18 protein-coding genes are annotated in these 23816 nt (G+C 60.3%); 14 read left to right on the forward strand and 4 right to left on the reverse strand.

Translation table 11 applies throughout. The annotated features are described in order from the left end of the window. Positions 1 to 87 precede the first annotated feature (87 nt). On the forward strand, positions 88 to 1077 hold the full coding sequence (locus ACIK7D_RS20050) for a glycosyltransferase family 2 protein (RefSeq protein ID WP_142781002.1): 990 nt from the start codon (positions 88 to 90) through the stop codon (positions 1075 to 1077). 274 nt (positions 1078 to 1351) lie between these two features. Here the strand turns inward: ACIK7D_RS20050 and ACIK7D_RS20055 are convergent, their stop codons facing one another. Together ACIK7D_RS20055 and ACIK7D_RS20060 are read right to left on the reverse strand one after the other, a co-directional pair. Continuing rightward, the gene (locus ACIK7D_RS20055) at positions 1352 to 2320 is read right to left on the reverse strand and encodes a polysaccharide pyruvyl transferase family protein (protein WP_400157181.1); all 969 of its coding nucleotides are present in this window, start codon (positions 2318 to 2320) and stop codon (positions 1352 to 1354) included. Positions 2321 to 2372: 52 nt separating this feature from the next. Further along, complete coding sequence (locus tag ACIK7D_RS20060) at positions 2373 to 3338, reverse strand: glycosyltransferase family A protein (protein ID WP_059755880.1); 966 nt, start codon at positions 3336 to 3338, stop codon at positions 2373 to 2375. Between the two features lie 118 nt (positions 3339 to 3456). Between ACIK7D_RS20060 and ACIK7D_RS20065 the strand changes: the two genes are divergently transcribed. The 10 genes from ACIK7D_RS20065 (at position 3457) to ACIK7D_RS20110 (ending at position 16066) form a co-directional block, all read left to right on the forward strand. Beyond that, positions 3457 to 4935 carry a lipopolysaccharide biosynthesis protein gene (locus ACIK7D_RS20065; RefSeq protein WP_400157182.1) on the forward strand — a complete coding sequence of 493 codons (1479 nt, stop codon included), beginning with the start codon at positions 3457 to 3459 and terminating at the stop codon, positions 4933 to 4935. 371 nt (positions 4936 to 5306) lie between these two features. Further along, the gene (locus ACIK7D_RS20070) at positions 5307 to 6455 is read left to right on the forward strand and encodes an acyltransferase (protein ID WP_400157183.1); all 1149 of its coding nucleotides are present in this window, start codon (positions 5307 to 5309) and stop codon (positions 6453 to 6455) included. Positions 6456 to 6459: 4 nt separating this feature from the next. Further along, positions 6460 to 7251: a glycoside hydrolase family 16 protein gene (locus tag ACIK7D_RS20075; RefSeq protein ID WP_400157184.1), complete on the forward strand. Its 792-nt coding sequence runs from the start codon at positions 6460 to 6462 to the stop codon at positions 7249 to 7251. Positions 7252 to 7312: 61 nt separating this feature from the next. Continuing rightward, positions 7313 to 8494, forward strand: coding sequence for a glycosyl transferase family 1 (locus ACIK7D_RS20080; protein ID WP_400157185.1), 1182 nt, complete (start codon positions 7313 to 7315; stop codon positions 8492 to 8494). Between the two features lie 17 nt (positions 8495 to 8511). Next, a complete protein-coding gene (locus tag ACIK7D_RS20085; RefSeq protein ID WP_400157186.1) occupies positions 8512 to 9510 on the forward strand; it encodes a glycosyltransferase family 2 protein in 999 nt (332 codons plus the stop codon). Then, positions 9507 to 10451: a glycosyltransferase gene (locus ACIK7D_RS20090; RefSeq protein WP_400157187.1), complete on the forward strand. Its 945-nt coding sequence runs from the start codon at positions 9507 to 9509 to the stop codon at positions 10449 to 10451. The genes ACIK7D_RS20085 and ACIK7D_RS20090 overlap by 4 nt, the downstream gene beginning before the upstream one ends. After that, positions 10451 to 11446, forward strand: coding sequence for a glycosyltransferase family 2 protein (locus ACIK7D_RS20095; RefSeq protein ID WP_400157188.1), 996 nt, complete (start codon positions 10451 to 10453; stop codon positions 11444 to 11446). Before ACIK7D_RS20090 ends, ACIK7D_RS20095 begins: the two co-directional genes overlap by 1 nt. A 67-nt stretch (positions 11447 to 11513) precedes the next feature. Beyond that, positions 11514 to 12419, forward strand: a complete 906-nt coding sequence (locus tag ACIK7D_RS20100) for a UTP--glucose-1-phosphate uridylyltransferase (RefSeq protein ID WP_026363575.1) — start codon at positions 11514 to 11516, stop codon at positions 12417 to 12419. A gap of 106 nt (positions 12420 to 12525) precedes the next feature. Further along, complete coding sequence (locus tag ACIK7D_RS20105) at positions 12526 to 14874, forward strand: polysaccharide biosynthesis tyrosine autokinase (RefSeq protein WP_080819926.1); 2349 nt, start codon at positions 12526 to 12528, stop codon at positions 14872 to 14874. Between the two features lie 247 nt (positions 14875 to 15121). Beyond that, positions 15122 to 16066, forward strand: coding sequence for a 2-hydroxyacid dehydrogenase (locus ACIK7D_RS20110; protein ID WP_400157189.1), 945 nt, complete (start codon positions 15122 to 15124; stop codon positions 16064 to 16066). Between the two features lie 17 nt (positions 16067 to 16083). Here the strand turns inward: ACIK7D_RS20110 and ACIK7D_RS20115 are convergent, their stop codons facing one another. Then, a complete protein-coding gene (locus ACIK7D_RS20115) occupies positions 16084 to 19059 on the reverse strand; it encodes a PAS domain-containing protein (RefSeq protein ID WP_400157190.1) in 2976 nt (991 codons plus the stop codon). Positions 19060 to 19423: 364 nt separating this feature from the next. On the opposite strand from ACIK7D_RS20115, the gene ACIK7D_RS20120 reads away from it, so the two are divergent. The 3 genes from ACIK7D_RS20120 (at position 19424) to ACIK7D_RS20130 (ending at position 22584) form a co-directional block, all read left to right on the forward strand. Next, a complete protein-coding gene (locus tag ACIK7D_RS20120) occupies positions 19424 to 20422 on the forward strand; it encodes an ABC transporter substrate-binding protein (RefSeq protein ID WP_127758323.1) in 999 nt (332 codons plus the stop codon). A gap of 220 nt (positions 20423 to 20642) precedes the next feature. Continuing rightward, entirely contained in the window at positions 20643 to 21530 is an 888-nt protein-coding gene (locus ACIK7D_RS20125; protein WP_400157191.1) for an ABC transporter permease, read from the forward strand. Further along, the gene (locus tag ACIK7D_RS20130; RefSeq protein WP_400157192.1) at positions 21523 to 22584 is read left to right on the forward strand and encodes a glycine betaine/L-proline ABC transporter ATP-binding protein; all 1062 of its coding nucleotides are present in this window, start codon (positions 21523 to 21525) and stop codon (positions 22582 to 22584) included. Before ACIK7D_RS20125 ends, ACIK7D_RS20130 begins: the two co-directional genes overlap by 8 nt. On the opposite strand, the gene ACIK7D_RS20135 is transcribed toward ACIK7D_RS20130, so the two are convergent. Continuing rightward, positions 22576 to 23805 (reverse strand): TIGR03862 family flavoprotein, encoded by a 1230-nt coding sequence (locus tag ACIK7D_RS20135; RefSeq protein ID WP_400157193.1) that lies wholly within the window; start codon positions 23803 to 23805, stop codon positions 22576 to 22578. The genes ACIK7D_RS20130 and ACIK7D_RS20135 overlap by 9 nt on opposite strands. Positions 23806 to 23816 lie beyond the last annotated feature (11 nt).

Raw genomic sequence — 23816 nt, forward strand, 5'->3', positions numbered from 1 at the left:
GCGTCGCAAAAAAATCGCTTGCATCCATACCCGTGACACTTTCTGCTGGCCAAATCCTGACGGTTGGTCAAAGCAGAAGGACAATACATGGTGAGCGGTTCACAGCCCATTTGCGTCATCATCGCTGCGAAAAATGCATCCGAAACGATCGATATCGCCATACGTTCCGCCCTTGTGGAGCCGGAGGTCGGCGAAGTCGTGGTGATCGACGATGGTTCCACCGACACGACGAGCGATGTGGCGCATGCGGCGGATGACGGCACGGGCCGTCTGCGGGTCGTGCGATTCGAGGTCAATCGAGGCCCTTCGGCTGCGCGCAACCACGCCATCTCGATTTCATCGGCGCCGCTCATCAGCATTCTCGACGCAGACGACTTCTTTTTCCGGGGTCGTTTCGCCGCCATGCTGGCCGATGACGACTGGGATCTGGTGGCCGACAATATCGCCTTCATCCAGCAATCGGTCCCCGGCGCATCCTCCATGCAGCCGGCCCGCTTCGAGCCGCAGGCGCGGTTTCTCTCGCTCACGGAATTCGTGGAAGGCAATATTTCTAGGCCCGGCGTCGAACGCGGGGAAACCGGGTTTCTGAAGCCGGTCATACGCCGCGCTTTTCTCGACAAACATGCGCTGCGTTACGATGACGGCCTGCGGCTCGGTGAAGATTACGAGCTTTACGTGCGGGCGCTGGCCGCCGGCGCGCGTTACAAGGTCATCCGCCATTGCGGTTACGGCGCGATCGTGCGCGGCAACTCGCTGAGCGGCCGCCATCGCACCGAAGATCTTCGCCGCTTATATGAGGCGGACAAGGCCATTCTCGCCGGCTGCCGGCTTTCGGCAGAGGAAACGGCGATCCTGCGCGAACATGAAAAACACATCCGCGCCAAATTCGAGCTTCGCCATTTTCTCGATGCGAAAAAGCAGAAGGGCATGGGCGGCGCGCTGAGCCATGCCCTTGCGCGGCTCCCCGCCCTGCCCGCCATCACGCGCGGCATCTGGAGCGACAAGACCGCCCGGTTCCGTAAATCGCCGCCGGTGCGGGATGTGCGTTATCTGCTGGACGGTACGCCGGTTTCATAAGGGCAGATCCACTGCCGCAAGAACCGCGACAAGTCCGCCTTTCCCGCTTCCGTCATGCCGGTCCCCGGAACAAGCCCGAGGATGATCCGGCATCCAGCCACGGCGCGTCTGCGCCGTGCAAGAGTCTTTCGCGATCAATGACTTGATCGCGCTGGACCCCGGATCAAGTCCGGGGTGACGGCCTGCGGATTCTCTGCTTTTGCCAAACGCATAGGTGCCGCTGCACTTTATCCGCGGCGCGAAAGGAAGCACCGCCGCAGACTATGTTAGACCCTCAGAGATAATCCCGCTTCACCGTTTCCAGAACGGCGGCAAAGCGCTCCTTGCGCTCTTCCAGCCGGCCATCCGGGCTGAGACGCGGCTCCGCGCGGCTTGCCTGCCAGAGCGCCAGCGTGGAAGGCGCGGCCAGCACCTGCTTGGCCAATTTGCGCAACGACCGGGATTGCGTTTCCTGCGGCCGCACCAGCACGTCACCCTCATGCGCCGCGCCCTCATGCGCCGGAACGGAACCCGTCTCGGCAATGACGGGGCCGGGCGGCGGCGGGAAGCTCATGCCCCAGAAGCGCGAGCCCTTTTTCGCCGCCTCGGCGCGGGTCGAAACCGGCACATAGCGCGGCTGATAGTCGACACCCACGCTGCCGGCCCAGTCGCTCCATTTGAAGCTGTTGATCGAAGGCGAGGTACTGACCGCGACCCATGGCACGCGGAAGGCATCGGCAAGGATTGCGCCGTGCATGGATTCGGCCACGATGAATTCCGATTGGGCGATGGCGCGGATCACCGCTTTCGCCTCGCCGCGCGGGTCGAGATAGGTCAGCCCCGCCGGTTCGCAAACGGTTTCCCACATGCCGAATTCCGCCGATTCCCAGTGCGGAACGAAGGTCTTCTTGTAGAGCTTCGGCAGGCCTTTGAAATCAGGCATCTCGGTGACCATGACGGCCGGGTCGACAATGCCCTTTTCGGGCGCGAGCCCCAGCTTGGCGGCGGTTTTTTCGCCGCGCACGCAGCGAATATCCCAGAACTCGGTGCTGGTATCCGGCACCGCGCCATAACCATAACCGCTGCCGATCACCAGCTTGCGCTGCTTTGCGGGCAAAAGAACATCGTTCAGCACGGTGCCGACGCCGACGAGCATGACGTCGTCATGCACATCGCGCAGGCCCGGAAGCAGAAAATCCCACAGCCACAGGTTGAGATCGTCACCGAAATTTCCGTGATGAGATTCCCAGTGGTAAGGTTTCATGAGGTCACTCCTGGGTGAAAAAACATATAAATTCTTGCGGGCGAGAATTCGCTCATCTGGAGCGGACGATTTTTCCAGCACCGAGTTCAAACGCGGCGCGCAGCAGTGCCGGATCGCGCATCGCCCATTTCAGGAGCAGCCCGAATTCTGGCGCCTTGCGCCGTTTCAGATTGCCCGCCTGGCTCCACAGCGCCTGTTTGCGCGCCGTGTTTTTATAGGAAGCGATGGAGGCGACATCGTCCGGCCGGCGTGAAAAACGCCCTTCCAAAGTGTCGAGCGCCACCCAGGTATTGAACTGCTGGCGCAGGAACTCCGGCGAGGTATTGTCGATGCTGTGGAAGATATTGACCCCCATGCCGCGCATCGCGCCGGCGTCGTCACAGAGAAGCGTGCGCTTCGATGCGAGGATGGAATCGCAGAAAAACAGCACATCTTCCGCCGCCAGACGAAGCGCCGGGTCAAAGCGGATTTTCTCAAAAAGAGGACGGCCGATCACCATGCAGGAGAGATGCAGGAAGCTCCAGTTGCGCAGCATCACACTTGCCAGATCCGGCAGTTCGATCACCAGCGGCTTCTCGGAAAGCCGTGCCGCACCCTCATTCTTCTCCAGCTCGGAAATGGCGAAATGGTAATAAAATTCGTCACTTGCCTGCATGGATGCCCAGTAGCACTCGCCGCCATAGGTCTGAAGCGCAAAGGCCGCATTCTGCAGATGATCGGGTGTCCAGATATCGTCGGAATCAAGAAAGGCGACATAGTCGGTGCCGTCAGGCACATTGTCCAGACCGGTGTTGCGGGCGCCGCCCGGGCCGGCATTGGCCTGTTTAATGACGAGAATCCGGTCTTTCTCCCCCTGCGAAAGTTCCGCAAGTTCCTGATCGATCGGGTATGGCGATTCGTCATCGACGATGACAAGATCGAAATCCTGGTAAGTCTGCGCAAAAACCGATGCGAGTGCACGTCCCAAGACACCGTGCTGCTTTTGGTAGTAGGGAATGACGACAGTAAATCTTGCCATTGTTTCGCCCCTTGCGTTGATCAAGAAGTGTCGGGCCCGATCCTAAAAGCGGCCCCGATGGTATCGGCAACTCCCAACCGGCTTTCCTCCCGCCGGCCTCCAGAAACAGGATGCTTGTATGCCCCCAGCGCCAAATGTAAAGACCATCACCACGAATGTCGGCTGGAGCGTTTTATCAAAAACAGGGACATTCGGGCTTAAATTTGTCACGGTCCCAATTCTCGCAAGACTACTTTCCCCGGAGGAATTCGGGGTGGTGGCGGTAGGACTAACGGTTGTACAGTTCCTGACGATGATCGCCGGCGCGGGGCTGACCTCTGCCCTCATCGTCGAAAAGGAAGAGGATATGGAAACGATCCATACCGTCTTCTGGGCCAATCTCGCCATCTCCTGCACCATGGCCGCCGTCCTCTACATCTTCGCGGAATTTTTCGGCGGGCTGCTGGGCGCGGTGGAAAGCGCTTACCTGCTGCGCATCATGGCCTTCCTCATTCCGCTGCAGCTTGCCGGCGATGTCGCCTATTCGCTGCTCGCCCGGCGCATGAATTTCAGCAAGGACGCGCTTTGGAGCATGGCGTCGGAAAGCATTGCGGCCATCGTCGCCGTCGCGCTCGCCTTCATGGGCTTCGGCGTCTGGGCGCTGATCATCCAGCTTTTTGCCGCAGCCCTCATCCGGCTTGTCGGGCTTTATGCCGTTTCGCGCTATTGCCCGCGCTTCGTCATGAAACCGCGCCGGCTGGTGCCGCTTCTCGGCTTCAGTTCGGGGCTGATGGGCTCGGAAATCGCCAATTTCGTTACCTTTCAGTCGCCGATGGTGGTCATTGCCCGACACCTGGGTCTGGCGGATGCCGGCGCCTATTCCGCCTCCAACCGCTTTGCCAGCATTCCCAATCAGGTGGTTCTGTCGGCCGTCATGGGTGTCCTGTTTCCCGCCTTCAGCCGCATGATGGACGATCCGCAGCGCCGGCGCGATGCGCTGATGTTCAGTACGCAGGTGCTGACCGTGCTCCTGGCGCCGATGATGTTCGGCCTCTGGGCCGTGGCGGAGCCGGCCATGCTTGTCATCTTCGGGCAGAACTGGGCCTATGCCTGGCCGGTCCTCGGTCTGCTCGCCCTGTCGAAGGCCATTCTGACGCCATGCAGCACCTTCATCCCCTATCTGAAGGGGGCAGGTTACGGCCGCGTGCTGTTCTGGTCGGCAACGATCCGCGCCATCGTCACCACCGTCGCGGTCTGGCTTGCCGCGCTTTATGGCACCCTGATCGACGCGATGGTGTGGCTCTGCATCGTCAATGCGGTAACGCTGGTCGCCTATTCATGGGCCGTATTCAAGGCAAGCGACACGCCATTTTTCCGTGGCCTCTATGTCAGCAGCCGGCCGATGATCGCGGCGCTGGTGATGGCCGTTTCGGTGCGTTATCTGCTTCACCTTCTGGCTGAGCGCGTTCCCAATGCCACGCTTCAGGTCCTCATCGGCGCTGCCGTCGGCGGGCTCATCTATGCGGTGCTGATCCTGCTGACCGAACGGGCGCTGCTGGGGAAAATCCTGGGGATGGTAAAGTCGCGGCGGATGCGCGACGCCGCAACCCAGGGTTAGGAAATTCATAAAAAAACGCGCCTCATTTCCGCCGTGAACCGGCTTTTCCGCGGTGATTTCATTCGCCGCGGCAAGGGCGTGCAGGCACGCTTTTTGCAGCGCAACATCACGACAAATGACAATTTCGCACGCTTCAGCGATTTTTAACGATGCGGGAATTTGTATAAAATAAAGCAATTCCAATTGGTTGATTTTTTATAGCCGCCGGAATGGCGTTAACGCCAGACATTCACCCGCAAAATCTAATCTTGTGTTTTTCCCGCGTCGCCACATTTTATCCCAAAGTCGAAACCAGACTTTCCAGTGCGGGCTTAAGTTCGCTCTGGTTGCAACGCGGCGTGGGTGGACGCCGCCCAATAGGGGTGACTGATGTGACTGTCGATCAGAACCTATCCTCCCGTATCAATTTGATGCGCATATTGCTGATCTCCGGGATCGTGTTCGTCCATGTGCCGCACGATGCCGAAACCAGCCCTTTTCTCGGCCTTTACGGCTTCTTCGACTGGCTGCGGGTTTTTCTGGGCGATGCGCTGTTTCGCATCGGCGTGCCCTGTCTCAGCGCCATTTCCGGTTACCTGCTGTTTCGCCGCGGCATGAGCGGTTTCGATTATCCGGCGACGATCCGCTCCAAGTCGAAAACCGTGCTGCTGCCTTTCCTTCTGTGGAATGGCGCGCTGTTTGCGGCCGTATTGCTGATCCAGCTCTTCGATGTCGGCGTGGGATATTTCCCCGATCTGTGGAACGCCAGCCCGCGTGAAATCATCAGCCATGGAACGGCGCTTGAGGAGCTGCCGGTGAATGTGCCGCTTTATTTCCTGCGCGACCTCTTCGTCTGCATCCTGCTGTCGCCGGTGCTCGCCTTTCTGATGCGCCGTTTCGCCCTGCCGACGCTCGCCATCCTGCTTTTCATCACCGCCATGCCTGACCTGACGATTTTCATCGTCCAGAAGAAATCCATTCTTTTCAGCTTCTCGCTCGGCATTGCGCTCGCGCTCCACCGCGTCGACGTCAAGGCGCTCGACCCCTATGCCGTGCCGATCATGGCGCTGACCTTCGCCGCCTCTGCCATATTGGCGACAGGACTTTATTTCACTGGCCCGGAATTCACCTTCTGGCTCAACATGTCGCGCAATCTGCTTGCCGTCTTCGGCGCGCTCGGTTTCTGGGCGTCTTCCGCCCTGTTGATCCGCAGCCGGCTTGGCCAGCGGCTTGCCGAAACCGGAAGCCTGAGCTTCTGGATTTTCTGCGCCCATTATCCGCTGCTCGTCATCATGTGGATGGTGTGGAACAAGGGCGGGCCGGATTTCTACCCTGCTTTTTATATCAGCGCGACGCTTTCCGCCTTCGTCATTCTGGTGATCAGCAATGCCCAGACCCGCAAATACCTGCCGGCCGTCTATGCCGTGCTGACCGGAAGCCGCAGCGGCAAAGGCAAGACGAAGGCCGATTTTGCGGCAAAACGGGCCGCCATGATCGGCCCACCGACATCCGAAACGCTTTATTCGCAACGACAGAGGTGAACCAATGACAACATTTGTCACCCGCGTTCAGACACGCATTCTTCTCGCCGCGGCCCTTCTGGCCGCCCCCTTTGCGACGCCCGGCCAGGCACAGGAAGGCAATGGCGCATCCTTCATCGAGAACTTCGATTCCATGGACAGAAGCTTCTGGTACGTGTCCGACGGCTGGAACAATGGCGCGCATCAGAACTGCACCTGGTCGAAGAAACTGGCGACGGTGGAAAACGGCCAGCTGACACTCGGTTTCGAAGAAGCCAAGGCCGGAGACCGCAAATTCGCCTGTGGTGAAATCCAGACCAAGGGGCGCTATCGCTACGGCACCTATGAAGCACGCATGAAGGCCGCCACCGGCTCGGGCCTCAACTCCGCCTTCTTCACCTATATCGGCCCGACCGACAAGAAGCCGCACGATGAAATCGACTTCGAGGTTCTGGGCAAGAACACCGGCAAGGTGCAGCTCAACCAGTATATTTCCGCCAAGGGCGGCAATGAGAAGCTGGTGCCGGTGGAAGGCGGAGCCGATGCCGGCTTCAACGATTACGCCTTCGTCTGGGAACCGCAGCGCCTGCGTTATTACGTCAACGGCAAGCTCGTCCATGAAGTGACGGACGAGTCGAAAATTCCTCAGAATGCCCAGAAGATTTTCTTCAGCCTGTGGGGCACCGACACGCTGAAGGACTGGATGGGCGCCTTTTCCTATGCCGGCGCAACGCAAATGATCGTTGACCGGTTTGCCTTCACGGCGCTCGGCGACAAATGCCAGTTCCCGGAATCCATTGCCTGCGCCCTCAACTGATTTTTTTGAACCAAACCGTCATCCGCGGCGTCTCTGACGCATGAACCAACCGGACCCTTGCATGACCCATGTTCTATATCTCGCGCATGATCTGTCGGACCCCGCCATTCGTCGGCGGGTGCTGACCCTGCTTGCGGGTGGGGCGCGGGTGAAACTGGCGGGCTTCCGGCGCGGACAGAACCGGCTGGCAGAGATTGAAGGCGTCGTACCCGTCGTGCTCGGGGAAACCGCCGACCGGCAGTTTCTGCAGCGCATGGCGGCGGTGGCGAAAGCCAGCCTCTCGCTGGGCAAGACCCTGAACGGTATCCCCGCCCCTGATGTCATTCTTGCCAGAAATCTGGAAATGCTCGCTCTGGCAAAACGGGCCATGTCGATCTATGCCGGGCAGCCGGCGCTGGTTTATGAATGTCTCGACATTCACCGCCTGCTTCTCAATACGGGCAAGCCCGGACAGCTGCTGAATGCCGCCCAGCGTTATTTCGCACGCGACGCCAAGCTGCTTATCACCAGCTCTCCGGCCTTCGTGGAGCATTATTTCAAGCCCGTGTCAGGCCTGGACCTTCCCGTCCTGTTGCAGGAAAACAAGGTGCTGGCGCTCGACGCCACCGTTGCCGCCACGCCGCAGCCACGCGCACCCGCCCCCGGCGAACCGTGGAAAATTGGCTGGTTCGGCGCGCTTCGCTGCCGCAAGTCGCTGGAAATCCTCGCCGAATTTGCCCGTCGAATGGAGGGCAAGGTCGAAATCATCCTGCGCGGCCGGCCGGCCTATTCGGAATTTGCCGATTTCGACGGCTTCGTGGCTGCCGCTCCGCATGTCCATTTCCATGGGCCTTACAAGAACCCCGAAGACCTTGCCGCGATCTATAACGAGGTGCAGTTCACCTGGGCGATCGACTTTTTCGAGGAAGGCCAGAATTCCAGCTGGCTGTTGCCCAACAGGCTTTACGAAGGCTGCCTTTATGGCACCCTGCCGATTGCGCTGGCCGGCACGGAAACCGCACGCTTCATCGAAAAGCGCGATATCGGCTTCGTCCTGCAAAATGCCGGCGCTGAGGATCTCACCGCGCTGTTTAACTGGATGAACCCGCAAACCTATGCGGACGCCTTCAACACCCTCTCGGCGCTCGACAGGAAACAATGGCTGACGGACCGCGACGATTGCCGTCAGCTGGTGCAGCACTTGTCCTCTCTCGCCAAATCCGCTTCCGGCCATGCCCGCGAAGCGCAGTTTTCACCCGTGTAGTGCGTAGGGGGCAAATCATGGAAGGTCTTGGTCATTCCGGCATCAGAACGCTGATCGTCATTCCCTGCCTCAATGAGGCGAAGACAATCGAGGGGCTGCTTGTCAAATTCACCGGTGCGATGCAGGGGCGTCTCTTCCGCATCGTGGTTGCCGATGGCGGCAGCACGGATGGAACCCGCGATATCGTTTCCGCCTTTGCGGCGACGGATGACCGCGTGACGCTTCTTCCCAATCCGAAGCGCATCCAGAGCGCCGGCATCAACCTTGCCGTCGCCACCTTCGGCGAGGATTTCGATTACCTCGTCCGCATCGACGCCCATGGCGATTATCCCGATGATTATTGCCAGCGGCTGATCGAGGATGCGGAGCGCATCGGTGCGGATTCCGTCGTCGTCGCCATGGATACGGTCGGCCACGGTCTGTTTCAAAAGGCGACGGCCATCGCCCAGAATTCCAAGCTCGGCAATGGCGGCTCCAAGCACCGCGAAGGCGCGAAAGGCCACTGGATCGACCATGGCCACCACGCGCTGATGCGGATCGCCGCTTTCGACGCGGTCGGCGGTTATGATGAGAGCTTCAGCCATAATGAGGATGCCGAACTGGATTTCCGGCTGCGCAAATCCGGTTTCCGCATCTGGATGACCGACAAGACCCGCATGACCTATTATCCGCGCGCGAGCGTCATGCCGCTGTTCAGGCAATATCTCGCCTATGGCCGCGGCCGGGCGAAGAACCTCCTGAAACATCGCTCCATCCCGAAAATCCGCCAGATGATCCCGCTCGCCGTGCTGCCGGTTTTCATCCTCGCGCTGCTGTCGCTTGTGCATTGGGCGGCACTTATTCCGCTCGGCCTCTGGATCGCCGCATGTGTGGGTTATGGCTTGTGGATGGCAATAGGTCAGAAAAACCCATACGGCCCGCTCGCCGCCTTTTCGGCAATGGTGATGCATCTGGCCTGGTCCACCGGCTTCTGGCTGGAACTCCTGAAATTCCGGGGAAGAAAGGCTGTTTCATGACCGACAACACCGTCACCCGCACCGATGATTCGAGAACCGTAGATATCGGCATCTGCACCTACAGACGCCCCGCACTCGTCGCCACACTTCTGTCACTCTTCGAGCTGGACGTGCCGGAAGGCGTGAAAGTTCGGCTGATCGTTGCGGATAATGACGAGGAGCCGAGCGCCAAGGCCAGTGTGGACCGCCTGCGCGAAACAGCACCATTCGAGATTACCTATGTGCATTGCCCGAAATCGAATATTTCGATTGCCCGCAATGCCTGCCTGTCAGAATGCAGGGCGGATTATCTGGCCTTCATCGACGATGACGAGACCGCCCCGCCGCACTGGCTCTCCGCCCTTCTGGAAAAGGCCGACGAGACAGGTGCGGAAGCCGTTCTCGGGCCTGTGACGGCGGTTTACCGGGACAATGCGCCGGGCTGGATGAAACGCGGCGATTTCCACTCGACCGTTCCGGTCTGGGTCAATGGCGAGATCATCACCGGCTATACCTGCAACACATTGCTCAAGATGGATGCGCCCTCGGTGAAGGGCCGGCGCTTCGCGCTGGCGCTCGGCCAGAGCGGCGGCGAAGACACCCATTTCTTCTCGCATCTTCACGCCGCCGGTGGGCGTATCGTCTTTGCGGAAGATGCCATGCTGTCCGAACCGGTGCCGGAAAATCGTGCAAGCTTCATGTGGCTTGCCAAACGCCGCTTCCGCTCCGGCCAGACCCACGGCCGCGTGCTGGCGGACAGGAAACCCGGTATACGCCGCGTGGTGCAGGTGATGAAAGCGGGATCGAAAGTGCTGTATTGCGCCGTCTTCGCCGCCTTGAACGGTTTCAACGCCGTGCGCCGCAACCGTTATGCGCTGCGCGGTGCATTGCATATGGGCTCGATGAGCGGCGCTTTCGGCGTGCGTGAAATCCGCCAGTATGGCGCGGTGGAGGCAACCTAATGGAAAACCTTGCCTTGCCGCCCGATATCAGCTTCGTCATCGCCGCCTATAATGCCGCCGATACGATTGAAGCCGCCATTCAAAGCGCGCTCGACCAACAGGGTGTGACGCTGGAAGTGATCGTCGTCGACGACCGCTCCGCAGATGACACCATTGCGCTCGTGGAAGGTATCGCCGCCATCGATCCGCGCGTCCGCCTGCTTGCTCTTGCCGAAAATCTCGGTCCTGGCGGTGCGCGCAATGCCGGCATCGAAGCCGCGACAGGACGCTGGATCGCCGTGCTCGATTCCGACGATGTCATTCGCCCGGAACGCTCCGCCTGCATGATGTGCCGGGCGGAAGCCGCCAACGCGGCGATTGCGGTCGATAATCTCGATGTCGTCTATACCGACGGCAGGCCGATGGAGACGATGTTTCCGGAAGAATTTCTGGAGGAACGGCCGGTTCTCACGCTGGAGGACTTCATTTCCTCCAACATTCTTTTCCGCGCCACCTTCAATTTCGGCTATATGAAACCGATGTTCCGGCGCGATTTCCTCAATGTCGAGGGACTGCGCTTCCGCGAGGATATCCGCATCGGCGAGGATTATATCCTGCTCGCCTCGGCGCTCGCCGCCGGCGGCCTCTGCGTCATCGAACCGAAGCCGGGTTATGTCTACAATATCCGCGAAGGCTCGATTTCGCGCGTGCTCGAACTTCATCACGTCGAAGCGATGATGCGGGCGGATCAGGAATTCCTGAGCCATTACACATTGCTGCCCGCCGCCATGGATGCGCAGCAGGCGAGAGCCCGCAGCCTGCGGCTGGCGCATAATTTTTTGACATTGGTGGAAAACATCAAGAGCCGTTCGGTACTCGGCGCCTTGAAGACCACGATAAGGGATCCTGCCGTACTGGGGCACTTAAGAATGCCCATTGCAGTACGGCTGAGGAGGCTGCGGGACGCGATGTTTGCGCCCCCGGCAAATACTGGGGTGAAAAGACAGATTTCGTGAAATTTGCGCGTGGACGAAATCTGCGCGGGGACTGGGGACAGATCAAACCTTGATGAAGGAGAACGCGATGGACCTGAACAAAACTGTCAGAAAAGCCGTCATTCCCGTAGCTGGCAACGGCACGCGGTTTTTGCCCGCCACCAAGGCGATGCCGAAGGAAATGCTGACGATTGTCGACCGTCCGGTCGTGCAGTATGCCGTTGACGAGGCCATGCAGGCCGGTATCGAACACATTATTTTCGTGACGAGCCGCAACAAGACCGCCATCGAAGACTATTTCGACAGCGCGCCGGAACTCATCAACACGCTCACCCGCTCCGGCAAGACCGTGCAGGTATTGCAGCTTGAAAAGATGCTGCCGGTTGCCGGCACTGTCAGCTATACGCGCCAGCAGGTGCCGCTCGGTCTCGGCCACGCCGTTTGGTGCGCGCGTGAACTGGTGGGCAAGGAACCTTTCGCGCTGCTTCTGCCTGACATGGTTTCCTACGGCGCACGCGGCTGCATCGCTGGCCTGATGGAGCTTTATGACGAAGTTGGCGGCAATATTCTCGGTGTCGAGGAATGCCTGCCGGAAGAAGTGTCGTCCTATGGCGTCGTCGGCGTCGGCCAGAAGGTCAATCATGGCTTCGCCGTCACCGAAATGGTCGAAAAGCCGGAACCATCCAAGGCGCCTTCGAATTATTACCTGAATGGCCGTTATATCCTGCAGCCGGAAATCTTCGATATTCTCGCCAAGCAGGAGCGCGGCGCGGGCAATGAAATCCAGCTGACCGACGGCATGAAGCGGCTTGCCGAAAAGCAGTCTTTCCATGCGCAGAAATATAGCGGTCGCACCTTCGACTGCGGCAGCAAGCAGGGCTTCATCGCCGCCAACGTCGCCTTCTCGCTGCTGCGCGCCGACATGGAAGCCCAGGTTCTCGCTTCGGTGAAGGAACTGGTTGCGAACCACGAAAGCCGCGTCCAGGCGGCCTGACTTTAATCGCGCCGCCGGGGAGGCGGCCGGCGCACCAATAACGGGGGGCGGGAAGGCGAGTATTGTTCGGCTTCCCGCGTACCATTTTAATTCACAAGGTAGGTCCATGCACCACAAGACCTTTAAATCCAATATCGGTTTTCCGGAGTCCGGCAAGGATTCGGACACGTTCATCGACCTCGACCGCCTGTGGGCCGCCGTGGTGCGTCGCGCCAATGTCATTGCCGCCTCCGTCATTGCCGCCGTGGTTCTGGCCGGCCTTTATCTGGTGCTTGCGACCCCCGTTTACACCGCAATGACGCAGGTGCTCCTGGATGAAAGCCTTTCCCGTTATGCGGAAGAGGAATCGCCGGTGCCCGCCGCGCAGATCGTCGACAACCGCATCGCCAGCGCCGTGGAAATTTTGAAATCCAAGGAAATGGCGCTGACCGTGGTCGACAAGGCCAGGCTCGATGAGAACGACACCATCGTCAATCCGCCGATGTCGCCGGTCGAACTCGTCAAATCCTCCGTGCGCGGCATTCTCGATCTCGTCCTGCCGGGCGATCCGCCGGTCTCCGAAGCCGCAATCCGCGCCGGACGCCGCGAAAAGGCCGCCGCCGTTCTGCAGCAGTCGCTGACGGTGGAACGTGTCGGCCGCAGCTCGGTCATCGCCATTTCCACCCGCTCGACCGACCGCCAGCTTGCCGCGCAGATCGCCAAGACCTATGCGCAGGCTTATCTTACCGAACAGCTGAACGCCAATTTCGACGCCAGCGAGCGCGCCTCCGTCTGGTTGCAGGAACGTATGACGGACCTGAACCAGCGCGCCCAGGCGGCTGAACTGGCGGTGCAGAAATTCAAGTCGGACAACAACATCGTCTCCTCGCGCGGCGAGCTGATGTCCGAAGGCCAGCTTGCCGACCTGAACGGCCAGCTTATCGCCGCGCAGGCCGATGCCGCGACGGCCTCTGCCCGTTACAACCAGTATAAATCGATCATCGACCGGGGACCGGATGCGGCCGTGGACAATGCCGTCGTTTCGGCCCGCGATACCGATAATTCGGTCATTCAGGATCTGCGCAAACGCTACATCACCATTTCCGACCGGCAGCAGGGCATCGTCCAGCAATTCGGCGCCGACCATCCGCAGGCGGTTGCGCTGGACGCCGAGAAGAAAGAGGTTTCGCGGCAGATCTATCAGGAACTGCAGCAGCTTACCGGCAGCCTGAAGAACGAATACGACGTCACAAATTCCCGCGTTCAGTCGCTGCGCGACAATATCGACCGGGTGGCAGGCCGCAATTCCGAAGCCAACATCACCATGGTGCAGCTGCGCGAACTCGAGCAGCGGGCGACGGCGCTGCGCACCCTCTACCAGTCCTATCTCGGCCGCTTCGAGGAGGCTTCCCAGAAGCAGTCGCTGCCCATCGCCAAGGCGCGCATCATCTCCGAAGCGGGCCTGCCGACATCGCCTTCCAGCCCGAAAAAGACCATGACCATGGCGCTTTCGGTCGTTCTTGGCCTGATGCTCGGCGGCGGTATCGCAGCGCTTCTCGAATTCCGGGATCGTTTCTTCCACACCGGCAATGACGTGCGTGACAATCTGCGCATGCGTTTTCTCGGTTACCTGCCCTTCATCGGTGAAAGGGGCGTGGAAAACGCCAAGGCGGGCAACAGCGCCGCCACCCCCGGCGGCGAGAACGCCACGCTTGACGAAAGCGGACAGGTCTCGTTCCAGAAAATGCTGCGCCTTGCCGTCGACAGCCCGCGCTCCAGCTTTGCGGAAACGCTGCGCAACGTGAAACTCACGGCAGATGTCGTCATTCAGGAACGCCAGTGCCGGGTCATCGGCGTCATTTCCTGCCTGCCGAACGAAGGCAAGTCGGTCGTGGCGCTCAATCTCGCCGGACTGATCGCCTCCACCGGCAAGCGCACGCTGGTGGTGGATGCAGATATCCGCAATCCCGGCCTCAGCCGCATGCTGACGACACGGCAATCCGCCGGTCTGGTGGAGGTCGTCCTCGACGAAATCCCTTGGACGCAGGCGGTGAAGGTGGATACGCGCACGAAAATGGGCATCCTGCCGGTTTCAACCAGCAACCAGTTCGCCCATTCGAGCGAGCTGCTGTCTTCCTCCGGCATGCGCAAATTCATCGACTCCGCTCGCGAGGCCTGCGATTACATCATCGTCGACCTTGCACCGGTGGTTCCCGTCATCGACGCCAAGGCCTTTGCGCCGCAGGTGGACGGTTTCGTCTTCGTCACCGAATGGGGCAAGACGCCGATCCAGATGGTGCAGAACCTGATGGCCAACGAACCGCAGATCGCCAACAAGACGCTCGGCATCGTGCTGAACAAGACCGACATGACGGAATTGCAGCGTTATGCCGGCCCCGGCGGTTCGGAGCATTATCACGAGAAATTCTCGGCCTATTACGGCGATGCGAAGCCCCCGGTAAAGGAAGATGCGTAATGGTGGAGATTTAACAGGCCGGTTGCATCCACACTCCGTCACCCCCGGCCCCGGAGCCGGGGTCCAGCCAGCCCAAGTCCTTGGGCTGAAAAGAAGTCTTGACGCCGCGCAGACGCGCGGCGGCTGGATGCCGGATCTAGTCCGGCATGACGGAAGAATCACAAATTGCCCCATTCCACCCATGGCATTACCCGCCGAAATTGCGCATTGATGGCGTGAAGCTAAAATCGCAAGCAGGATCAGTCCCATGCCATCACCCATCGCCTTTGTTTCACGGATGAATGCGGAAACGGAAACCGTCTGGAAACAGGTGCTGCGCGCCGCCATGCCGCAGGAGGACATCCTCTCCTTCTCCGAATTGACGGACGAGCAGCGACGGGCAGTGGACTTTGCCATCGTCGCCAATCCCGATCCCGCCGATATCGCCGCTCTTCAGGGCCTCAAATGGATCCACAGCCTGTGGGCGGGGGTCGAGCGGCTGGTGCTGGAGCTGGGCGACAAGGCTCCCCCCATCGTTCGGCTGAAGGACCCGGAGCTTTCGCGCGTGATGGCCGAAGCCGTGCTGGCATGGACCTACTACCTGCAGCGCGACATGCCCGCCTATCGCGAAAACCAAAAAAAGGCACTCTGGCAGGAGCTGGACTACCGCCACCCCGACGAGATGACCGTCGGTCTCCTCGGCCTCGGGGCGCTCGGCACGGCTGCGGCGGAGCGCCTCATCCATGCGGGTTTCAACGTCGCCGGCTGGAGCCGCTCGGCCAAGGCGATAGAGGGCGTGGAAACGCTGACCGGTGACGACGGGCTGCAGGCATTGCTGGAAAAGAGTGACATCCTGGTCTGCCTCGTGCCGCTTACCGATGCGACGCGCGGTCTTCTCGATGCCGACCGTCTCACCGCAATGAAACAGGGCGCGGCGCTCATCAATTTCGCCCGCGGCGCGGTCATCGTCGCCGATGACCTGATTGCGGCGCTTGATTCCGGCAGGCTTTCGCATGCCGTTCTCGATGTCTTCGAGCAGGAGCCGTTGCCCGCCGCTTCCGCCTTCTGGCAACACCCAAAAGTTACGGTTCTGCCGCATATTTCCGCGCCGACAAGCCGGGAAAGTTCGGCCCGGATCGTCGCCGGCAATGTCCGCACATGGCGGGAAACGGGCGGGCTGCCGGAGACGGTCGACATGGCCCGCGGTTACTGAGGCGGCGGCAAGGCGGCCTATTCGGCCGCCACCGACTTGCCCGTATGGGCCTGTTCAACGGCGGAGACGATCTGCTGTTCGTCATAGGGTTTGGTCAAGAGAACCGCGCTTGCCGGCGCTCCTTCCGGCAAATGGCTGTCTCCCGTCGCAAACACAATGGCAAGCCCCGGCTTGCGGCGCAGGGCCTCCACCGCCAGTTCGCCGCCCTTCATGTCGGGCAGGCCGATATCGGTGACGAGAACGTCGATCTGATCCGCTTCGATAGCCTTCAGCGCCTGCGCCGCATTTCCGGCTTCGACGACGGCAAAGCCGCTCTCCGACAGCATCTCCGTCGAATTCATCCGGATCAACTCGTCATCCTCGACCAGAAGAACGCGTATGGACCGGTTTTGATTTTCGGCTGCCCTGACCGGCTCGGAAAGTTTCGAAGAACCCGGCGCCGATGTCGGCCGCGCTCTCGACAACGAAACCTGCTTGCGGTTGGCGATAACGTGGCGAATGCGCCGCGCCAGCGCTTCGCGCGTATAGGGTTTGGAAAGCAGCTCAACCCCGGCATCCAGCTTGCCGCCATGCACGATGGAGTTTTCGGTGTAACCCGAGGTGAAGAGAACGGCGAGATTGGGCAGCCGTTCCTGCGCGCGGCGCGCCATTTCCCGGCTTTTCAACGGTCCGGGCATCACCACGTCGGTGAAGATGACATCGATCGGAATGCCGCTTTCCACCACCGTCAAACCGGCCTGTGCATCACGGGCGGTCAGCACGCGGTAACCGAGATCGCTCAAGGTCTCGACGACGGTGTTGCGCACTTCCTCGTCATCTTCCACCACAAGAATGGTTTCCGTGCCGCCCTCCACGGGGCCGGTCGGCATCACCACTTCCCTGTCCTCATCCGCGGCGGAGCGCGGCAGATACATCTTCACCGTCGTGCCCTGCCCCACCTCGCTATAGATGTTGACGTGCCCGCTGGACTGTTTCGCAAAACCATAAACCATCGAAAGCCCGAGGCCGGTGCCCTTGCCTTCCGGTTTTGTCGAGAAGAACGGCTCGAAGACCTTTTCGAGAATCTCCGGCGACATGCCCGAACCCGTATCGGTGACGGCGAGCATCACATATTGCCCCGCCGAAACTTCCGAGTGCTTGCGGGCATAATCGCGGTCGAGAACCGCATTTCCGACCTCGATGGTCAGCTTGCCCTGCCCTTCCATGGCGTCGCGCGCATTGATGGCCAGATTGAGAAGAGCGTTTTCCACCTGGTTGGGGTCAGCATAGGTGTTCCAGAGACCACCCGAGGTGATGACCTCCACCTCGATCGCCTCGCCGAGCGAGCGGCGAAGCAGATCGTCCATGCCGGTTACGAAACGGGCGATATTGATGACACGCGGCTCCAGCGCCTGGCGGCGGCCGAAGGCCAGAAGCTGGCTGGCCAGCTTTGCGCCGCGATGAACGCCGGCAAGCGCGTTTTCCAGCCGCCGCTCCGCACGTTCATTGCCGATCACATCCTTTGACAGCAATTGCAGATTGCCGGCGATCACCTGTAGCAGATTGTTGAAATCATGCGCCACGCCGCCGGTGAGCTGGCCGATGGATTCCATTTTCTGCGCCTGCTGCAGCGCCTTTTCGGTCTGGCGGCGCTCGGCCATTTCCGCCTCGACACGCGCCTCGAGGCTCTCGTTCAATTGCCGAAGCTGCTCTTCCGCCCGGATGCGGTGGCGAATTTCGCGCTCGAGATTGCTCGCATGTTCCTTAAGGGTGTTTTCGGCCCGCCGCTGTTCGGTGACGTCCGTATGGACGCCGACCCATTCGGCAATGGCGCCGGCCTTGTCGAAAATCGGCACACCACGGATCGCGAACGTGCGGTAAACGCCGTCATGGCGGCGCACCCGATGTTCCCAGATATAGGTCGACTTTTCCGCGACCGCCTTGTTCCAGCTGTCGACAGACCCCTGCCTGTCGTCGGGATGGACCGCATCCGCCCAGCCAAAACCCCGATATTCTTCCGGAGTCTGGCCCGTCAAAGCGCTCCAGGCGGGTTGTTCGCCCAGCATCATTCCTTCGGCGCTGTTGGTCCACAGCACGCCGTGCACGGCATCCACCGCAGCACGGAAACGATTGTTGCTGATGAGGATTTCCCGCTCCGAGCGCTTGCGCTCCTCGATATCGATAATCAGCACATAAATGCCGTCGATGGAGCCATCTGCAATGTAACGCGGAACATAGCGGATTTCGGCGGCGCGCGTGCTGCCGTCCGGTCTGCTGATCACGGTATCCGAAACGATCTTCTCGCCGTTGAGTGCGCGGTCGAGATAGGCCCTGCGGGCCTCGAAAAACGCCTCGCCGACGATTTCGGGAACGCTGCGGCCGATCACGTCCTCGGCGCGGCGGCCGAACCATTCCAGATAGCCGTCATTGGCGAATTTATAAACGTAATCACGGTCGACATATCCGACCAGAATGGGCAGGGCATTGGTAAGCCGGCTCAGTTCCTTGCGGCTCTGCTCCAGCGCCTCCACGGCCTTCACCTTGTCGGTATTTTCAAGCACGGTGCATAAAACGCCGTCTACGGTGCCGCCCTCATTATAGATCGGCGTGTAGAACAGATCGAAGATTACCTCTTCCGGCAGGCCATGCCGCATCAGCGTCATCGGCTGGTCGCGATAGGCCATGACCTCACCGCGAAAACCGGCTTCGAGAATGCGGCTGTTCCAGTCCCATATTTCCGGCCAGATGCCGGGCACGGTTCCGCCCAGCGCCTGCGGGTGATAATTGCCGGCGATCTCCGCATAGCTGTCATTGTAGATCATCACATGATCCCTGCCCCACATCAGCACCTGCGGAATGGGGGAATTGACGACGGAATTGGCTTTTTGCCTCAGATTTTGCGGCCATTCGCAAATAGGACCGAGCGATGTCTTCGACCAGTCGAAGCGGCGCACAAGCTCACCCGTTTCACCGCCACCGATCGGCCATACCGGCGCAGCACCAAGATTGGTCATTCAACATCACCACAAAAACCGAGAGAAAATCTCCCGTAATACAGAACAGGATAAAAGTCCAAGAAAACAGAAACTTCCGCTTATTGTTCCCAAGCTTTTCAGAAAATTGAAAAAGTTCCATCACGGCGTAAATGTCGCAAGGCGAGTGCTAAACCATCAGACATTTCAGGACCTTCGTGCGAGAAATTTCTCCAATATATCCCTGCGACCCCGCCTTCGTTTGACAATTGGCATCCTCAATACGCCAGAAATTGCCGCAAACGGGATGGCGACAAAGGAATTATTAAGCCTCAATAAGGGTGCTGGCGGTCGCGGTGCCGTCAGCGCCCGGGTCTTCGCCACACCGCGACCAGAGGGAACAACAATGAAAATACTTTTGGGTGCCACAATTCTTTCCGCCGGCTTCGCCTTTTCAGGCGGCGCAGCCTATGCTGCCGACTGCGGAAACGTGACAATCGCCAGCATGAACTGGCAATCCGCCGAAGTTGCCGCGAACCTGGACAAGTTCATTCTTGAAAAGGGCTATGGGTGCTCCGCCGAAATCGTGACCGGCGACACCGTGCCGACTTTGACCTCCATGGCCGAAAAAGGCCAGCCGGATATCGCGCCTGAGGCCTGGGTCAGCCTGCAGCCGGAAATCGTCAAGCAGGGTCTGGAAGGCGGCAAAGTGGTCGCGGCCGCAAAAATCCTTTCCGATGGCGCTGTTCAGGGCTGGTGGATTCCGAAATACCTCGCCGAGGCAAACCCCGATCTCAAGACCATTCCGGATCTCTTCAAACACCCCGAACTCTTCCCCTCGCCGGAAGACAAGTCCAAGGGCGCCGTGTTCAACGGCCCGCAGGGCTGGGGCGGCACTGTCGTCACCGCGCAGCTTTTCAAGGCTTTCGGCGGCGAAAAGGCGGGCTTCACCCTCGTCGACACCGGCTCCGCCGCAGGTCTCGACGGTTCCATCGCCAAGGCTTACGAAGCCAAGCAGCCATGGGTCGGCTATTATTGGGCGCCCACCTCGCTGCTCGGCAAATACGAGATGGTAAAGCTCGAATTCGGCACCAATTATGACGCGGCCGAATGGAAGCGTTGCACCTCGGTTGCCGATTGTCCGGACCCGAAGCCTAACGCATGGCAGGTGGACGACGTGCAGACGCTGGTCAGCAAGTCCTTTGCCGACCGTGCCGGCCCCGCCATGGACTATCTGAACAAGCGCGCCTGGAGCAACGCGACCGTCAACAAGCTGATCGCCTGGATGACAGATAACCAGGCGACCGGCGAAGATGGCGCCAAGCAGTTCCTGAAGGAAAACGAAGCTCTCTGGAAGGGCTGGGTTTCTCCCGAGGTCGCGGAAAAGGTCAAGGCCGCCCTTTAACAGCCGGTCCTTACATATCTGCCCGGCAACCGGCGTCCGCCAGCGGCGACGCCGCGCCCGCATCGGCCCTGGAATGCCTCCCGGCTTTCCGGTGACGATGCGCCGGTTCAACAGAGCGTTCCGCCCTGCATCCAGAAGGATGCGCGGCGCTCTGACGATTTTACTCCCGGAGCGCGGAGGACATCGATCCCCGCCTCCGGTTCGTCATGGAGAACAGGATATGGAATGGCTTTTCAAATTTCCGACCATGAATGACGATGCTCTGCGCGCGCTGAAAAAAGTCATCGACGAGGGGTTCCGGGCTTTCACCCGAACCTATGGCGGCGCAATCGAGGGGTTGTTTACCCCCCTTCAGAGCTTCCTCATCTGGGCGGAAAGGCTTTTGATCGGCGCACCCTGGCCGGTCGTTATTCTTATTGTCGGCGCGCTTGCCTGGTTCGGCAGCCGCAGCGCCACCATTGTTGCGCTCTGTTGCGGCATTCTCTTCGCCATCGGCTGGTTCGGCATGTGGGAAGACACGATGAAGACGGTCTCGATGATCTTCGTCTGCGCCGTGCTGTCCATCGTCGTCGGCCTGCCCATCGGCATTGCCATGGCACGCTCCAACCGCCTGCAGAGCGTGGTCAATCCGGTTCTCGACGTGATGCAGACGATGCCGAGTTTCGTCTACCTCATTCCCGTCGTCATGCTGCTCGGCATCGGCCGCGTGCCCGGTGTCATCGCCGTCGTCATCTATGCCATTCCGCCGATGATCCGGCTTACCAACCTCGGCATCCGCATGGTCGACCGCGACGTGCTGGAGGCCGCCGACGCCTTCGGCTCTTCCAAGCGCCAGAAGCTTTTCAAGGTGCAGCTGCCGCTCGCACTGCCCACCATCATGGCCGGCATAAACCAGACCATCATGATGGCGCTCGCCATGGTCGTCATTGCCTCCATGATCGGCGTTCAGGGCCTCGGTCAGCCGGTGCTGAAGGCCATCGCCAACCAGTATTTCACGCTCGGCGTGTTCAACGGGCTTGCCATCGTCGGCATCGCCATCATCTTCGACCGCATCAGCCAGGCCTATGGCCTTCGCCTGCAAAAACACCGGGAAGTGGCGCATGGCTAGTCAATCGATCGAAATTCGCAGCCTCTACAAGATTTTCGGCCCCAAGGCGGGAGACTATGTCGAACCCGTCAAGGCCGGCATGTCCAAGGCGGATCTCAACGCCAAACATGGTCATGTGCTCGGCCTGCGTGATATCAACATCACCATGCCGGGCGGGCAGATCACCGTTATCATGGGCCTTTCCGGCTCGGGCAAATCGACGCTGATCCGCCACGTCAACCGGCTGATCGACCCGACAGCCGGCGAAATCCTCTATGGCGGCACCGATGTTTGTCGCCTCAACGAAGCGGATCTGCTGGAATTCCGCCGCCACAAGACGGCGATGGTGTTCCAGAAATTCGGGCTGCTGCCGCACCGCAACGTGCTGCAAAACGTCGTCTATGGCCTCGAGGTGCAGGGCGTCGACAAACGCGAGCGCGAAGAAAGGGCAGAGGTCTGGATCAGGCGCGTGGGGCTGGAAGGTTTCTCCAACCATTATCCCAACCAGCTCTCCGGCGGCATGCAGCAGCGCGTCGGCCTCGCCCGCGCGCTCACCAACAATGCCGAAATCCTTTTGATGGACGAAGCTTATTCGGCGCTCGATCCACTCATCCGCGTCGACATGCAGACGGTGCTGCTGGAACTGCAGAAGGAACTGAAGAAAACCGTGGTCTTCATCACCCACGATCTCGACGAAGCGCTGCGGCTCGGCGACAAGATCGCCATCCTGCGCGATGGCGAAATCATCCAGCAGGGCACGGCGGCCGAAATCGTCATGTCGCCCGCCGACAGCTATATCGAGGCCTTCGTGGAAGAGGTCAATCGCGGCCGCGTCATTCGCCTTGGCGCCGTGGTGCAGCCGGAATTTGCCGGCCAGTCCCGCCTTCAGCTCGATGCGGACATGACGGTTGAAGAGGGCCTGCGCGCCCTCGTCCGGGAAAATGTCGGCAGCGCCACGGTCGTCGGAGAAAACGGCAAGGCGCTTGGTGCAATCACCACCGATGCCATCATGCGCTGCCTCGTCCGAACCGCACATGGTGAGGAAGCAGGCACGGCTGAACGTTTGTCAGGCTGAGCCTTCAAGCCACGCGGCCATGCCCTTTGCGGCGGCCTTGCCGGTGGCGAAACAGGCGGTCAGGAGATAACCGCCGGTGGGCGCTTCCCAATCCAGCATTTCCCCGGCAGCAAATATGCCGGGGAGCTTTTCCAGCATGTAGTTTTCATCAAGGCCGCCCCACGCGATACCGCCGGCGGACGAAATTGCCTCGGCAATCGGCCTCGTCCGCAAAATCGGTATCTCCGCATGTTTTATTCTCGCGGCGACGAATTCATCCGGCATGGCCGCGATATCGGGAAAGATTTCCCGCAGAAGCCCGACCTTCACAGCCGATAAGCCGGCCGCCTTGCGCATGCGGTTTGCAAAGCTCTCTTTCCGTCCGAGTTTCGCCAGATCGCGGCTGAGGCGTTCGACCGTACGTCCCGGCGCAAGATCGATTGCGAGCGATACTTTGCCCACCTCCTCCAGCCGGTCGCGCAGCGCGGCGGAATGGGCATAGATCACGCTGCCCTCAATACCATGTTTCGTGATCACGAATTCGCCCTGAAAGGCTCCGGCTGGCGAAATGGTGATGGTGGATTTCACCGCTTCACCGGCAAAACGCGCGCGGAAGATATCGCTCCAGTCAGCGTCGAAACCGCAATTGGCGGGGCGGAACGGGGAAAGCGCCACGCCTTTCTCCGCCAGCGCCGGAACCCATGCGGCATCGGAGCCGAGACGCGGCCAGCTTGCGCCACCGAGCGCCAGAAGAACGGCATCGGCCTTGATGATGATCTCGCCCTCCGGTGTCGCGAAAACCAGGTGCTCGCCGGAAAAACCCGTCCAGCGATGCCGCGTCCTGATGGTCACCCCCTGCGCCTCCAGCCGGGCGAGCCATGCCCGGAGCAACGGCGAAGCCTTCATGACGGTGGGAAACACCCGGCCCGAAGTGCCGACGAAAGTTTCCTGCCCCAGCCCCTGCGCCCAGTCGCGCAGCATATCCGGCGTGAAATCATCGAGAGCGGCGCGCAGCCTCGGTTCCGCCTCGCCGAACCGGTGACGGAAGCTGTCGTAATCTTCGGCATGGGTGATGTTGAGGCCGGATTTTCCGGCCATCAGCAATTTGCGCGCCACGGTCGGCATGGCCTCGAACACCGTCACGACATGGCCTGCGGCCGAAAGCATCTCGGCCGCCATCAGCCCCGCCGGTCCGCCGCCGATAATCGCGACCTGCCTCGCCTTTGCCAAAACCCTCTCCATCGCCATCTTCG

Origin of the sequence: Agrobacterium sp. P15N1-A (assembly GCF_044626815.1) — a bacterium.
GTDB classification, from domain to species: domain Bacteria; phylum Pseudomonadota; class Alphaproteobacteria; order Rhizobiales; family Rhizobiaceae; genus Agrobacterium; species Agrobacterium leguminum.

Excerpts from the sequence above, each read along its gene's own strand:
- ACIK7D_RS20055 (WP_400157181.1), bottom strand. The coding sequence starts at position 2,320 with ATGAAACCTTACCACTGGGAATCTCATCACGGAAATTTCGGTGACGAT.
- ACIK7D_RS20085 (WP_400157186.1), top strand. The coding sequence starts at position 8,512 with ATGGAAGGTCTTGGTCATTCCGGCATCAGAACGCTGATCGTCATTCCC.
- ACIK7D_RS20065 (WP_400157182.1), top strand. The coding sequence starts at position 3,457 with ATGCCCCCAGCGCCAAATGTAAAGACCATCACCACGAATGTCGGCTGG.
- ACIK7D_RS20050 (WP_142781002.1), top strand. The coding sequence starts at position 88 with ATGGTGAGCGGTTCACAGCCCATTTGCGTCATCATCGCTGCGAAAAAT.
- ACIK7D_RS20120 (WP_127758323.1), top strand. The coding sequence starts at position 19,424 with ATGAAAATACTTTTGGGTGCCACAATTCTTTCCGCCGGCTTCGCCTTT.
- ACIK7D_RS20125 (WP_400157191.1), top strand. The coding sequence starts at position 20,643 with ATGGAATGGCTTTTCAAATTTCCGACCATGAATGACGATGCTCTGCGC.
- ACIK7D_RS20130 (WP_400157192.1), top strand. The coding sequence starts at position 21,523 with ATGGCTAGTCAATCGATCGAAATTCGCAGCCTCTACAAGATTTTCGGC.
- ACIK7D_RS20080 (WP_400157185.1), top strand. The coding sequence starts at position 7,313 with ATGACCCATGTTCTATATCTCGCGCATGATCTGTCGGACCCCGCCATT.
- ACIK7D_RS20105 (WP_080819926.1), top strand. The coding sequence starts at position 12,526 with ATGCACCACAAGACCTTTAAATCCAATATCGGTTTTCCGGAGTCCGGC.
- ACIK7D_RS20115 (WP_400157190.1), bottom strand. The coding sequence starts at position 19,059 with ATGACCAATCTTGGTGCTGCGCCGGTATGGCCGATCGGTGGCGGTGAA.
- ACIK7D_RS20100 (WP_026363575.1), top strand. The coding sequence starts at position 11,514 with ATGGACCTGAACAAAACTGTCAGAAAAGCCGTCATTCCCGTAGCTGGC.
- ACIK7D_RS20090 (WP_400157187.1), top strand. The coding sequence starts at position 9,507 with ATGACCGACAACACCGTCACCCGCACCGATGATTCGAGAACCGTAGAT.
- ACIK7D_RS20110 (WP_400157189.1), top strand. The coding sequence starts at position 15,122 with ATGCCATCACCCATCGCCTTTGTTTCACGGATGAATGCGGAAACGGAA.
- ACIK7D_RS20135 (WP_400157193.1), bottom strand. The coding sequence starts at position 23,805 with ATGGAGAGGGTTTTGGCAAAGGCGAGGCAGGTCGCGATTATCGGCGGC.
- ACIK7D_RS20075 (WP_400157184.1), top strand. The coding sequence starts at position 6,460 with ATGACAACATTTGTCACCCGCGTTCAGACACGCATTCTTCTCGCCGCG.
- ACIK7D_RS20095 (WP_400157188.1), top strand. The coding sequence starts at position 10,451 with ATGGAAAACCTTGCCTTGCCGCCCGATATCAGCTTCGTCATCGCCGCC.
- ACIK7D_RS20060 (WP_059755880.1), bottom strand. The coding sequence starts at position 3,338 with ATGGCAAGATTTACTGTCGTCATTCCCTACTACCAAAAGCAGCACGGT.